This window comes from Streptomyces sp. NBC_00631, from assembly GCF_045206895.1.
Lineage (GTDB): Bacteria > Actinomycetota > Actinomycetes > Streptomycetales > Streptomycetaceae > Streptomyces.
In genome coordinates, this window is record NZ_CP107734.1 from 6364104 (window position 1) to 6376994 (window position 12891).

The 12891-nt window shown below is 69.3% G+C and carries 13 protein-coding genes and 1 rRNA gene; 11 read left to right on the top strand and 3 right to left on the bottom strand.

Going from position 1 to position 12891, the window contains the following annotated elements:
* Nucleotides 1-91: 91 nt before the first annotated feature.
* From rrf to OHB00_RS29230, 10 genes are all read left to right on the top strand, one after another.
* A 5S ribosomal RNA gene (gene rrf / locus OHB00_RS29185) occupies nucleotides 92-208 on the top strand.
* Nucleotides 209-281: 73 nt separating this feature from the next.
* The gene (locus tag OHB00_RS29190; RefSeq protein WP_406439019.1) at nucleotides 282-926 is read left to right on the top strand and encodes an HAD family hydrolase; all 645 of its coding nucleotides are present in this window, start codon (nucleotides 282-284) and stop codon (nucleotides 924-926) included.
* A gap of 93 nt (nucleotides 927-1019) precedes the next feature.
* Nucleotides 1020-1763, top strand: a complete 744-nt coding sequence (locus tag OHB00_RS29195; RefSeq protein WP_406439021.1) for a VC0807 family protein — start codon at nucleotides 1020-1022, stop codon at nucleotides 1761-1763.
* Between the two features lie 81 nt (nucleotides 1764-1844).
* The gene (locus tag OHB00_RS29200) at nucleotides 1845-3077 is read left to right on the top strand and encodes an MFS transporter (protein WP_406439023.1); all 1233 of its coding nucleotides are present in this window, start codon (nucleotides 1845-1847) and stop codon (nucleotides 3075-3077) included.
* Nucleotides 3028-4200 (top strand): acetoin utilization protein AcuC, encoded by a 1173-nt coding sequence (locus OHB00_RS29205; RefSeq protein ID WP_406439025.1) that lies wholly within the window; start codon nucleotides 3028-3030, stop codon nucleotides 4198-4200. The genes OHB00_RS29200 and OHB00_RS29205 overlap by 50 nt, the downstream gene beginning before the upstream one ends.
* Before the next feature lie 544 nt (nucleotides 4201-4744).
* Nucleotides 4745-5572 (top strand): phosphatase, encoded by an 828-nt coding sequence (locus OHB00_RS29210; RefSeq protein ID WP_406446029.1) that lies wholly within the window; start codon nucleotides 4745-4747, stop codon nucleotides 5570-5572.
* Between the two features lie 130 nt (nucleotides 5573-5702).
* Nucleotides 5703-5912, top strand: a complete 210-nt coding sequence (locus OHB00_RS29215; RefSeq protein ID WP_067299677.1) for a helix-turn-helix domain-containing protein — start codon at nucleotides 5703-5705, stop codon at nucleotides 5910-5912.
* Nucleotides 5913-6041: 129 nt separating this feature from the next.
* Entirely contained in the window at nucleotides 6042-6140 is a 99-nt protein-coding gene (locus OHB00_RS29220; RefSeq protein ID WP_003948845.1) for a 30S ribosomal protein bS22, read from the top strand.
* 170 nt (nucleotides 6141-6310) lie between these two features.
* Nucleotides 6311-7396 carry an NAD-dependent epimerase/dehydratase family protein gene (locus OHB00_RS29225; RefSeq protein WP_406439027.1) on the top strand — a complete coding sequence of 362 codons (1086 nt, stop codon included), beginning with the start codon at nucleotides 6311-6313 and terminating at the stop codon, nucleotides 7394-7396.
* 14 nt (nucleotides 7397-7410) lie between these two features.
* A complete protein-coding gene (locus OHB00_RS29230) occupies nucleotides 7411-8514 on the top strand; it encodes a lysophospholipid acyltransferase family protein (RefSeq protein ID WP_406439029.1) in 1104 nt (367 codons plus the stop codon).
* A 143-nt stretch (nucleotides 8515-8657) separates the two neighbouring features.
* Here OHB00_RS29230 and OHB00_RS29235 read toward each other — a convergent pair whose 3' ends face one another.
* The 3 genes from OHB00_RS29235 to OHB00_RS29245 all read right to left on the bottom strand — a co-directional run bounded on the left by OHB00_RS29235 (nucleotide 8658) and on the right by OHB00_RS29245 (nucleotide 12345).
* Nucleotides 8658-9911, bottom strand: coding sequence for a DUF5667 domain-containing protein (locus OHB00_RS29235; protein WP_406439031.1), 1254 nt, complete (start codon nucleotides 9909-9911; stop codon nucleotides 8658-8660).
* 234 nt (nucleotides 9912-10145) lie between these two features.
* Nucleotides 10146-10979, bottom strand: coding sequence for an ECF subfamily RNA polymerase sigma factor, BldN family (locus OHB00_RS29240; RefSeq protein ID WP_406439033.1), 834 nt, complete (start codon nucleotides 10977-10979; stop codon nucleotides 10146-10148).
* A gap of 442 nt (nucleotides 10980-11421) precedes the next feature.
* The gene (locus tag OHB00_RS29245; RefSeq protein WP_406439035.1) at nucleotides 11422-12345 is read right to left on the bottom strand and encodes an HAD family hydrolase; all 924 of its coding nucleotides are present in this window, start codon (nucleotides 12343-12345) and stop codon (nucleotides 11422-11424) included.
* Between the two features lie 148 nt (nucleotides 12346-12493).
* On the opposite strand from OHB00_RS29245, the gene OHB00_RS29250 reads away from it, so the two are divergent.
* A complete protein-coding gene (locus OHB00_RS29250; protein WP_406439037.1) occupies nucleotides 12494-12769 on the top strand; it encodes a glutaredoxin family protein in 276 nt (91 codons plus the stop codon).
* Nucleotides 12770-12891 lie beyond the last annotated feature (122 nt).

Below are 12891 nucleotides of genomic sequence, written 5' to 3' on the forward strand. Positions count from 1 at the left end.
GTTGCTCGCGTCCACTGTGTTGGTTCTGAAACCACGAACAGCCCCATGCCCCTTTTTTTGGGGTGTGGTGCGGCTGAGAGTTTCATAGTGTTTCGGTGGTCATAGCGTGAGGGAAACGCCCGGTTACATTCCGAACCCGGAAGCTAAGCCTTACAGCGCCGATGGTACTGCAGGGGGGACCCTGTGGGAGAGTAGGACGCCGCCGAACAAATATTGAGAAAGGCCCACGCCGACATGGCGTGGGCCTTTCTGCGTTCGAGGCGGCGTTTAAGCTCTGTGGCATGCGCTACGACCTGGTTATCTTCGACAACGACGGCGTCCTCGTCGACAGTGAGCCCATCTCCAACCGGCTCCTGGCGGCCTATCTCACCGAGCTGGGTCACCGGACCTCCTACGAGGACTCCATACGGGACTACATGGGATCCGCGATGCACCGGGTCCATGAGCTCGTCCTGGAACGTACGGGGCAGCGGCTGCCGGAGGACTTCGACGATGTCTTCCATGCGCGTGTCTTCGCCGCTTTCGAGGAGGAGCTGAAGCCCGTGGCGGGTGCGGCCGGGGTGCTGGAGCAGTTGGCGGCGGCCGGGGTGCCGTACTGCGTGGCGTCGTCGGGGAGCCATGAGCGGATTCGGGTGGGGCATCGGACGACCGGGCTCGACCGGTGGTTCGACGAGTCGCGGATCTTCAGCTCGCAGGACGTGGGGCGCGGGAAGCCGGCGCCGGATCTCTTCCTGTACGCGGCAGAGCGGATGGGGGTCGTGCCGGGGCGGTGTGCCGTCGTCGAGGACAGTCCGCTGGGGGTGCAGGCGGCTGTGGCGGCCGGCATGGACGTGTACGGGTTCACCGCGATGACACCAGCCGACAGACTGCAGGGGGCCACCCAACTCTTCTCTGACCTGGGGCAGTTGGCTGACCTGCTGGAATGACCGGGAGCATGACGGTGGGGCTGACAATTGTCATGCCGAGCTCCGGACGATCGTTTCTACTGGGGGACCCGCTCCGCGCGCGAAGCTGAGGGCATGACGAAGACGACGAACACCGGGTCCCAGAGCAAGCAGCAGCCCAGCGTGCTGAAGAACCTCCGGCCGCTGGTCGTGGATGTGGCGGTGCCCCTCGGGTCGTACTACTTCTTCAAGGGGGCCTTCGGGATGAGCACCTTCGCGGCGCTCGCCTGGAGCAGCGTGGTGCCGGCCGTGCGGACGGTCTGGAGCGTGGTGAAGGAGCGCCGGGTCAACGGGCTGGCGGCGCTGATCCTGGTCGTGAACGTGGTCGGGCTGGCGCTCAGTTTCGTCTCCGGTGACCCGCGGCTCATGCTCGCCAAGGACGGCGCGGTCAGCAGCACCGTCGGGATCGGGATCCTGGTGTCGGTGGCGCTGGGCAGGCCGATGATGACCGCGGGTCTGAAGCCCTTCCTGCTGAAGGGCGACGCGGCCCGCGAGGCCGCCTGGGAGCGGCTGGCGTCCGGGACCGCGGTCCGGTCCGCGGAGTTCCTGCGCAAGGAGCGGGTCTTCTCCGTGATCTGGGGTCTGGTGCTGGTGGTGGAGTGCGTCGCCCGGGTCGTCGGCGCCTACACGATCCCCGTGGCCACCATGGTCTGGCTGAGCTCGCTCCTCCTGGTCGTCGCGATCGGCCTCGGAATGGTGCTCTGCGGAGGAGCGGCCGCCGAGCCGATGGCGTGCCTGATCACCGACGAGGTGAAGCGTCAGGAAGCCGCACAGACGCAGGAGCAGAAGCCGGAGCAGGAGTTGGCGGTCGCCGCCTGAGCGACACCAAAGTAAAGCTGAAGGAAATTCATCTTTGGCTGGATCTACCCACGAGTACGCCGGGGCCCTACGCTCGCCGCCATGACAGATGTGCTGCGGCGCGGTAGGGCCTCGCTGGCGTTCAGCTTCTTCACTCAGGGTGCCACCTTCGCGCTGCTGGTGACGCGCATCCCCGCCATCCAGGACCGGTACGGCGTCTCCGACGCGCTGCTGCCGGCCTTTCTGGCCGCCGTGCCCATCCTGGCCGGCGTCGGCAGTGTCACCACCGAGCAGCTGGTGAAGCGGATACGGCCCAGTCGGCTGCTGCGCTGGACCCAGCCGGTGGTGATGCTGGCGCTGCTCGGGGTCGGGTCCGGCGGGGTGATGGCCGAGCTGGCGGTGGCGCTGGCCGCGTTCGGGCTGGCCGTGGGTGCGCTGGACGCCTCGATGAACATGCTCGGGGTGAGCCTGCAGCGGACGTACGGGCGCAGCATCATGCTCAGCTTCCATGCCGCGTACAGCCTGGGCGGGATCCTCGGGGCGTCGCTGGCCTGGGTGGGGGCGCACTGGCATCTCGCGCTGTGGGTGTCGTACCTGCCGGTGGTCGCGGTGCTGCTGCCTGCGGCGCTGGTGGGGAGCCGGTGGTACGTGGACGGTGATCCCGCGCCGGTGGAGGACGGGGCGGACGGGGCGTCCAGTGGGGGCGGGGGCGCCGGTGGCGTCGTCTTCAAGATGCTGCTGCCGCTGTGTCTGGTGATGACCTTCGCCTACATCGGGGACTCCACCGTCTCCAACTGGAGTGCGAAGTACCTGAAGGACGTGCTGGGCAGCAGCGAGCAGCTCGCCACCGTGCCGTACAACGTCTACATGGTGACCACGCTGGTCGGGCGGGCCATCGGGGACTTCGGGGTACGGCGGTTCGGTGCCGTGCCGGTCGTACGGCTGGGAGCAGTGGTGGCCGCCGCCGGGTTCGCGGTGGTGGCGGCGGCGCCGGGGGCCTGGATCGGTATGGCCGGGTTCACGCTGCTGGGGCTGGGGCTGTGTGTACTGGTGCCGCAGACCTTCGCGGCGGCGGGGAGGCTGTTCCCCGGGGCTTCGGACGCGGCCATCGCCCGGCTGAACATCTTCAACTACGTCGGGTTTCTGATCGGTTCGCCGTTGGTCGGGGCGCTGGGTGACGCGTGGAGTTATCGCGGGGCGATGCTGGTGCCGATGGTGTTGGTGCTGGTGACGTTGGTGTATGCCCGTTCGTTCGCGACCAGGTCGGACCGATACGGTGGCGGGCATGAGCGGCCGCGCACAGCTGATGTGGGACGAGGCAGTAACGGGCTATGACTTCGGTCCGGGCCATCCGATGGATCCGGTCCGGCTGGCGTTGACCCGGAGTCTGGTCGACGCCTTCGGGCTGGACCGGGTGGTGGATGTCGTCGCGGCCAAGCCCGCCGGGGAGTCGACGCTGCGGCTGGTGCACCGGGAGGACTACATCGAGGCCGTGAAGGCGGCCTCGGCGGATCCGGGGGCGGCCGACCAGTCGTACGGGCTGGGGACGATGGACGATCCCGCCTTCGCCGGGATGCACGAGGTGTCCGCGCTGATCGCCGGGCAGTCGGTGGGGGCGGCGGAGGCGGTGTGGCGGGGGGACGTCGATCACGCCGTGAACTTCGCGGGTGGGTTGCACCATGCGATGCCGGGGGCCGCGTCGGGGTTCTGCATCTACAACGATGCCTCGCTGGCCATTGCGCGGCTGCTGGAGCTGGGTGCCGAGCGGGTCGCCTATGTGGATGTGGACGTGCATCACGGGGACGGGGTGCAGGCCGCGTTCTGGGAGGATCCGCGGGTTCTGACGATCTCGCTGCACGAGCATCCTCGTACGTTGTTCCCGCAGACCGGGTGGCCGGAGGAGGTCGGCGCCGGGGCGGGGGAGGGGGCCGCGGTGAATGTGGCGTTGCCGGCGGGGACCGGGGACGCGGGGTGGCTGCGGGCGTTTCACGCCGTCGTGCCGGAGCTGATCGCCGACTTTCGGCCGCAGGTGCTGGTGACGCAGCACGGCGCCGATACGCATTTCGAGGATCCGCTGGCTCATCTGGCCGTTTCGCTGGATGCGCAGCGGGCGGTGCAGGTCGCGTGTCATGAGCTGGCGCACGAGTACGCCGGGGGGAAGTGGGTCGCGTTGGGTGGGGGTGGCTACGAGGTGGTGGATGTCGTGCCTCGGTCGTGGACGCATCTGGTGGGGGTTGCGGCGGGGCGGGAGGTTGCGCCTGAGGCGTTGGTGCCGGAGGGGTGGCGGCAGGAAGTGTTTGCCCGGACTCGGCAGTTGGGGCCTGGGCGGATGACGGATGGGCGGTGGCCGGTGGGGTGGGCCAGGTGGGAGGCGGGGTACGACCCCGCTGATCGCTTGGATCAGGCCGTGCTGGCTACGCGGCGGGCGGTGTTTCCGCTGCGGGGGTTGCTGGCGTAGGGGTTTTCTCGCCCCCGCCGCCCCTACCCGTCCCATCCTCCAGGGGGTGCCCCCCCTTCGACCGCCCGCATCGGGGGCTGCCGCCCCCGGACCCCCGCACCGGCCTGAACGGCCTCGTCCTCAAACGCCGGACGGGCTGGAGAGTGGGGGTGCGGGGCCGGCCTCGTCCTCAAACGCCGGACGGGCTGGAGAGTGGGGGTGCGGGCCGGCCTTCGTCTTCATGCGCTGGATGGGCGGGAGGGTGGGGGGTGCGGGCCGGCCTTCGTCTTCATGCGCTGGATGGGCGGGAGGGTGGGGGGTGCGGGTCGGCCTTCGTCTTCGGGCGCTGGGCGGGCTGGAGGGTGGGGTGTGCACCGGTCTTCGGCTTCAGGAGCCGGATGGGCGGGTGGGGGTGCGGGTTGGTCTTCGGCTTTGGGCGCTGGGAGGGCTAGGGGGTGGTGTGGGCCGGGCTTTGGCCTCGGGCGCTGCGGGGGTGGGCTGGGGGTTAGGCCGATTGTGGGGTGTTTGGGGGTTCGGGGGGGATGGTGGGGTGGGGGGCGGCAGAATTTTTGGGGTGGGCAGTAGTGGTGGTGGGCTTCGGGGTTATTTGGTGGGGGCCGGGCTGGCGGGGGTGGTGGGGACGTCGCGGGAGCGGAGTCTTCGGAGTTATCGGCTGTTCGCTGCTCGGGATCCTCGGGTGTTGATCGGGATTGATCCGCAAGGGGGGTGGAGCGAGCAGGAGTTGGTTCGGTTGATGGCTGCCAAGTGCGGGGTTTCGGACGATCCTCGGTGTGTTTCAGGGCATGATGTGATCGATCCTGACTTGACGGTCGCCCGGCTGGACGCGTTTGCCGAGCGGGTGGGGGCCGTGGCCCGGCGGCGGGCTCCCGTGTTGTTCGGTACCGGGCATCCGCACCGGCTGATCGGGTTCTACGCCGGTCTCGCGGACGCCCTGTCGGCGGTGGGATGTGAGATTCTCACCCCCGCGCAGGGTCGCTGTGTCGACATAACGACCCGGTTCGGCCTACGTACGTGCAGTCTCGATTACGTACGAGGAGTCGGCTACGTGCGAGAAGTGGGCCGTGAACGCCCCGGTTGTGCGCCGGGTGCGCATACGCATTCGCCGCTGCCGGTTCGGGTGGCGCTGGCTGCGGCGGCGGAGGGTGGAGGGCCCTTGCCCGAGCTGGTGGTCGGAGACCATGGGTGGGTCTGCGGTGCAGGTCAGCTGGGGTTTGAGGCCATCGGGCTGGCGGATACGGATGACCCTGCGCTCTTCGTGGGGGAGGCCGAGGGGGTGGTGGCCGTCGCCGTTCCGGTTGATGACGGCGTGCGGTCTGGTTACTACACGCCGCTCACCCGCTACGTACTCAATCGAGCGTGTCTGTCACAGTAGGCCGCCGATGGGTGCACCTCTTCCCCACTCGCATCACCCGCCCCTACATTGGGGAGTGAGCACGCAACGACGAAGAGTCACCGGAAGGGGAAGCCGGTGGCCCGTCGAGTGCGGAAGGTTCAGGTGTGTCATGGCAGCTGGCGAGAGGCCTCTGAACGAGGTCGTGTTCCTGACCGTGGCGGAGGTCGCCGCGGTGATGCGAGTGTCGAAGATGACCGTGTACCGGCTGGTGCACAGCGGTCATCTGCCCGCGATTCGGGTGGGGCGGTCCTTCCGCGTCCCCGAGCAAGCGGTACACGAGTACCTTCGCGAGAGCTATGTGGGGGTGGAGACCGCCTGACGACGGTTTCGGGATAGCCGGAGCACCTCGATTACGAGCTCGGCGCTCGGGCGGGTAGGCTAGCCCCTCGTAGGTCGTATGGGCCCATGATGCCCAGCACCGAGTGATGAGAAGTGAGCGAGGGTAGTCGTGGGCTCTGTTATCAAGAAGCGGCGCAAGCGGATGGCCAAGAAGAAGCACCGCAAGCTGCTCAAGCGCACGCGCGTTCAGCGCCGTAACAAGAAGTAATTACGGCGCCGAGCCGCGAGAGCTTGTGTGTGGCCCCCCACCAGTACGGTGGGGGGCCACTGCGTTTTCCGGCCGTTGCGGCTTGCCGTGGCCCGCCGGGGGTCATGCCGGCGCAACATCGACCCGCTAAGTTGGCCCGCATACGGGAACACGGAAGAAAGGCGCTGATCTTGGGGAAGGTCGTGCTCGTGACCGGAGTCGCCCGTCAACTCGGAGGCCGTTTCGTACGGCGGATCCAGCGTGATCCCGAAGTGGAGCGGGTGGTCGCCGTGGACGCGGTGCCGCCCGAGCATCATCTGGGCGGGGCGGACTTCATCCAGACCGACATCCGGCAGCCGTCCATCGCCCGGGTCCTCGCCGAGAGCGGCGCCGACACCGTCGTCCACATGGACGTGACCGGCACACCGCTGGGGAGCGGGAGCCGGACCACCGTCAAAGAGACCAATGTCATCGGGACGATGCAGCTGCTCGGTGCCTGCCAGAAGTCGCCGAACGTCAAGCGGCTGGTGATCAAGTCCAGTACGAACGTGTACGGCTCCGCGCCGAAGGACCCGGCCGTCTTCACCGAGACCACCCCGCCGAAGTCCCTGCCCAGTGGCGGGTTCGCGAAAGACACGGTGGAGGTGGAGGGGTATGTGCGCGGGTTCGCCAGGAGGCGGCCCGACGTGGCGGTGTGCGTGCTGCGGTTCGCCAATATCCTCGGGCCGACCGCGGACACTCCGCTCGCCTCCTATTTCGCGCTGCCTGTGCTGCCCACCGTCTTCGGGTACGACCCGCGGCTCCAGTTCGTGCACGAGGACGATGTCATCGAGGTCCTGCGGATCGCCTCGCGCGAGCCGGAACGGGGGACGCTGAACAGCGGCACGTTCAACATCGCGGGCGACGGGTTGTTGCTGCTCTCGCAGTGTTCGCGAAGGCTGGGGCGGCCCATCGTGCCGTTGCTGCTGCCGGCGGTCACCTGGGCCGGGTCCCTGATGCGGACGCTCGGCATGAGCGACTTCTCGCCCGAGCAGATCCGGCTGCTGACGCACGGCCGGGTGGTGGACACCGTCCAGATGCGCGAGACGCTGGGATTCCGGCCGAAGTACACGACGGCGGAGACCTTCGCGGACTTCGTGCGCGCCCAGGTCCCGGGGCTGCTGCCGCCCCAGGCCGTGGCCGCGGCCGTCGACCGGATCGCCGCGTTGCCGGCCCTGAGCGGCGGGCACACGTCGACGAGGACCCCGACGCAGAACCCGACCCAGAGCGCCAACTGAGGAGCGCAGCAACGATGGCGGACGCCAAGGTCATTCCGTTCGACGACGACCGCTCCCGCGGGGCTGCCGTGCAGCGGCCGGCCCGGCGCCGGGCCGCGGGGAGCCGGCGCAAGGGCGGCGGCGAGCAGGCGGCGGTGCGCGAGCCCGCGGCGGCGGTACGTGAATCCGCCGTGGTGCGTGAGGTCCAGCCTCTCGCCGGGCGGATCCCCGCGCAGGAAGATGTGCATGTGACCCGGGAGAACCCTGAGACGGGCGTGAAGCAGCCGCCGCACGACGAGGCCGGCCTGGAGCAGCGTGTGGCGCGCGGACTCGCGTTTCTGCGGCGGCGGCTGACCGGAGAGTACGAGGTCGACGACTTCGGGTACGACGAGGAGCTGACCGACCAGGTCCTGATGTCACTGCTGCGGCCGGTGTACGAGAAGTACTTCCGCGTCGATGTGAAGGGCATGGAGAACATCCCGGCCGAGGGTGGTGCGCTGATCGTCGCCAACCACTCCGGGACGCTGCCGCTGGACGGGCTGATGATGCAGGTCGCCGTGCACGACCGGCATCCGGCGAATCGTCACCTCAGGCTGCTCGCGGCGGACCTGGTGTTCGTGCTGCCGGTGGTGAACGAGCTGGCGCGGAAGCTCGGGCACACGCTCGCGTGCGCGGAGGACGCCGAGCGGCTGCTGGGGCAGGGGGAGCTGGTGGGGGTGATGCCGGAGGGGTTCAAGGGCATCGGGAAGCCCTTCAGCGAGCGGTACAAGCTCCAGCGGTTCGGGCGGGGCGGGTTCGTGTCCACGGCGCTGCGGCAGGGGGTGCCGATCATTCCGTGCTCGATCGTGGGGGCCGAGGAGATCTACCCGATGATCGGCAACGCGAAGACGCTGGCCCGGGTGCTGGGGATTCCGTATTTTCCGCTGACGCCGACGTTTCCGTGGCTGGGGCCGCTGGGAGCGGTGCCGTTGCCGACGAAGTGGACGATCCAGTTCGGGGAGCCGATCCTGACGGATGGCTATCCGCCGGAGGCGGCCGAGGATCCGATGCTGATGTTCAACCTGACGGATCAGGTGCGGGAGCAGATTCAGCACACGCTGTACAAGTTGCTTGTGCAGCGGAGGTCGGTGTTTTTCTGAGTCGCGATGCGTTGAGTGTCGCGTGCGGGCCGGTGGGGGGCTGGTCGCGCCCACGCGGCGGAGCCGCACATCGACAGAGCCCCGCGCCCCTTCAGGGGCGCTGAGGGCGCCCCTCGGATGAAGGGCGCCCTTGGTTGCGCTGGCTAGTTGCTGCTGTCCTCGCTGTCGATGCCCAGGCCCGGTAGCAGGCCTGGCAGGAGCGGGGGCAGGGTGACGTCCGGTTCGCTGGAGGGGCTCTTCGACGGGGACTCGCTGGTGCCCGAGCCTCCCGTCTTCGGCGGATCCAGCAGGCCGCCCGCGGTGCCGCCGATCAGGCCGTTGTCCGCGCTGCCGGAGGCGGAGCCGCTGGGGCTGCCGGTGCCGGACTCGTGGCCCGAGGAGGAGCTGCCGGAGGACGACGACGGGGCCGTCGCGCGGTGGCTGCCGGAGGAGCCGGTGGATGCCGTGCTGGAGCCCTGTCTGCCGGTGCCGCCGCCGGTGTTCTGGGACGGCTGGGGGAGCAGGGACTGCAGCGGGCCGACCTCCTGGTCTATGGCGTCGAAGACCGACGACACCTGCTGGCTGACGTCCCCGAGCTGGACCGGGAGCTTCTCGCGCAGGGCGCCCCAGGCCTGGCGGTGGGACTGGGCGAAGGCGGACAGGGCCTGGATGGGGCCCAGTGAGTTCGGGTCGCGCTCGTACGCCTCGTGGAGCAGGCGATGGCCCTCGGTGACGTCCTGTTGCATCCCGGACAGGGTGCGCCGGATCTCACCGATCGACTCGTGGTCGAGGTGGCCGCCGCGGCCCCGCTCCATCAGCCGGCGGGCCTCCATCAGCCGGGTCGAGGCCTGGTCGAGGTAGGTCTGACCGCGCTGGTCGTCGCCGTCGGTCAGGTAGTTGAGCTTGAAGTCCTCGATGCCGCGTTTGAGGCCGTACAGCGAGTCGCCTGGCAGGGCGTCGGAGCTGGCGGCTGCGACCCCGCCGAAGGCTCCGGCGGCCACGCCGACGCTCAGGCCGCCCGCGGCGAGCCCCTTGGTGAGCCGGGAACGCGGTCGCAACTTGCCCAGTGGGCTCGCCCGATGCGCACCCTTGGCACGGGATGCGCGTTGCTCGGGTACCGAAGCCTCCGCCGCCCCGCCCAGGGTGCCCTCCGCCAGCATGGCCTCCATCGCGGCCACCAGCTGGGCCCGCTGGACGACCTTGACCTCAGGGTCGAGCTCGGGCTTGGGCAGTGCGGCCAGCCCTGTCGCCAGGGCCAACAGCGTGCCCTGCCCGGTCCGTTCGGCACGGTCCGGGGCGGCCGGTGGATCGCCCGCCGGTTCTCCGGACCGCTCGGCCGCCGGTTCCCGGTCGGGCTGCTCCTCCAGGGCCTGGGCGAAGGCGTCCGCCCGCCGGTGGGCCGATACGTTCGCGATCACTGGCGGCACCTCCTCTCGTCATGACGGTCGACTCCCCAGGGGGTCCTGAGGGTTGCACGCCGTCGACCAAACCACACGATCGTGTGATCGGGGTCTGGTCGGACGTGACCACAGGGAGCCTGTATCCCGCACAACGAGCGGCTCGGCACTTGGGTTACGGACGGCCGGTGATCGGCTGAGAAAGGCAACACGCTTTGACAGAGCGTGAGTTGACTGTCGCCCAGGGTGGCCGGTTCAGCGGACGTCGTCCGGGAGGAGCCGGGCGAGCGTGCGCACGGCCCGGTACTGGAGGGTCTTGATGGCGCCCTCGTTCTTTCCCATCACGCGGGCGGTCTCGGCGACCGAGAGGCCCTGGAGGAAGCGGAGTGTCACACACTCCTGCTGCTGGGGATTGAGGCGTCGCACGGCGTCGAGCAGGGCCGCGTTGGAGAGGGACTCCAGGACGGAGTCCTCGGGAGAGCGCTCGACCTCGTTGGCGTCGAGCATCTCGCCGGTGGTGACCTCCAGGCGGAAGCGGCTCGACTTGAAGTGGTCGGCGACCAGGTTGCGGGCGATGGTGACCAGCCAGGCCCCGAAGTCCCGGCCCTGCCAGGTGAAGGTGCCGATCCTTCTGAGGGCGCGCAGGAACGTCTCGCTGGTCAGGTCCTCGGCGGTCGCTCTGCCGCCGACGCGGTAGTAGATGTAGCGGTACACGGTGTCGCTGTACTGGTCGTAGAGGCGGCCGAAGGCGTCGGCCTCGCCGGCCTGGGCGCGCTCCACGAGGTCCATCATCCGGGCGCTGTCGCTGTCCGCGGCCGGGCGACGGGCGGTGGTGGCGGCGCCGGTGGCGCGGCCGCGTCTGCCCACGCCCCGTCCGTCGCCGGATCGGCGGCCCTCGGCGACGGCGCCGCGCGCCGGCACCTGTTCCATGCCGTCGGCCAGTGCGTAGCACGGGCCGACGGGGGCGGTGGCGAAGGCGGGGACGGCGTACGCGGTCGGGACAAGGCCGCGCAGCGTCTCTTTGACCGTCGCGACTGTTGCGCGCAGCGTAGCCAGGCCCGAGGCGTCAACCCCGACGTGTGGGTACACGGGACTCCCAGAGGCAGAGCTTCCATCACGTGCAGTACGGAACCTTTCACCCGTCGTAGCGACGGAGGGGTACCGGTTTGCGTCTGAGGAGAATAACGCTTCGTACAGGCACTGCTACACCGAGTTGCTCAAATCATCGGTTGCGTCGCTTCTGTAACCGTTTGGCGGCGTCTCAAGAGCCTTAGCCTGACCGGTTGTTGAACGGAAACGTGCGGGTTTCGGCGAAGTGCGGGGCGTGTTGGGGTGACGGAGCGATAATTCGGGGCGCACGGAGGGTGGTGTAGGGCACTGGGGGAGGCACGGCTGCCCGCGGCTGAGGAGAAACGGCTGAGGAGCGCCCCGTCAGGGGCGCGGGGAACTGCGCGGTCAGCCGCATCGGACCCGCAGCCGGAATCCGGTCCGCAGCCATACGGCGCCGCCCCGTCGGTCAAGGCCCGAAGGGCTACCGGCGCCGTCGGCTCAACGCGATCGCGGCCGCAGTGCCACCGGCAACCGCCCCCACGCCCGCCGCCGCCGGGATGCCCACCTTCGCCGCCTTGCGCCCCGTGCGGTAGTCGCGCAGGCGCCAGTCCAGTTCGCGGGCGTGCTTGCGCAGCTTCGTGTCCGGGTTGATGGCGTAGGGGTGGCCGACCAGGGAGAGCATCGGGATGTCGTTGTGGGAGTCGCTGTAGGCGGCGCAGCGGGAGAGGTCGAGGCCCTCCGCGGCGGCCAGGGCGCGTACCGCCTCCGCCTTGGCCGGGCCGTGCAGGGGCTCGCCGACCAGCTTGCCCGTGTAGACGCCGTCCACCGACTCGGCGACCGTGCCCAGCGCGCCCGTCAGGCCGAGCCTGCGGGCGATCACGCCGGCGATCTCCACCGGGGCGGCCGTGACGAGCCACACCTTCTGGCCCGCGTCCAGGTGGGCCTGGGCGAGGGCGCGGGTGCCGGGCCAGATGCGCTCGGCCATGTACTCGTCGTAGATCTCCTCGCCGATGGTCTGGAGCTCCGCGACGCGGTGGCCCTTGACGATGGAGAGGGCCGAGTCGCGGGCGTCCTGCATGTGCTCGGGGTCCTCGACGCCGGCCAGCCGGAACCACGCCTGCTGCCAGGCGAACCTGGCGAGGTCGCGGGTCTCGAAGAACTTCCGTTTGTACAGGCCCCGGCCGAAGTGGAAGATGGCGGCGCCCTGCATGACGGTGTTGTCCAGGTCGAAGAACGCGGCGGCCTTGTCGTCGCCGAGCACCGGGAAGTCCGGTTCCGCGGCGTCCTCAAGCGGCGCCGTCACTTCCTGGTTCTTGCGCGCTGCCTCCGCCGAGGCCTCGCCTGCCAACACGCTCCGCGCCGTGGCGGAGCGCCTACGGGGAGTGAGCCATCCGAGAGCGGCCATGTCGTGAGCATAGCCAGTCTGTTCGGGGGTTCCGGAGTCACGTGAGTTGGATGGGTGTGAACTCTCCGCGACCGGGTCGTTAAACAAAGCGAAGAACCCGTGCAGAAGGCGGCGGACATGCCCTGCCAGGGGCGGGACAATGGGCGTCATGAGTCCCCTCTTTGGCCGGAAGGCGCCCGCGCCGAGTGCGCGATCGGTCACCCTCATCCGTAAACCCGGCTGCCATCTGTGTGATGACGCACAGGTCGTGGTCGAGAAGGTGTGCGGCGACCTCGGAGTGTCCTGGGAGCAGAAGGACATCACCCAGGATTCACAACTGCACGATCTGTACTGGGAGCAGATCCCGGTGGTACTCGTCGACGGTGCGCAGCACACCTTCTGGCGCGTGAACGAGGAACGGCTCCGCAAGGCACTGACCGACTAGTCCAAACCGGCTGGAAAGTCGCTTAGGATCGACGGCGGCTTGGTCTCGGGGGCGGGATTCGTAAGGAGCGTGTACGGTTTTGCCCCCATCGGAGAGGGAGCGCGGGCGCTTGTGCGCCGGCT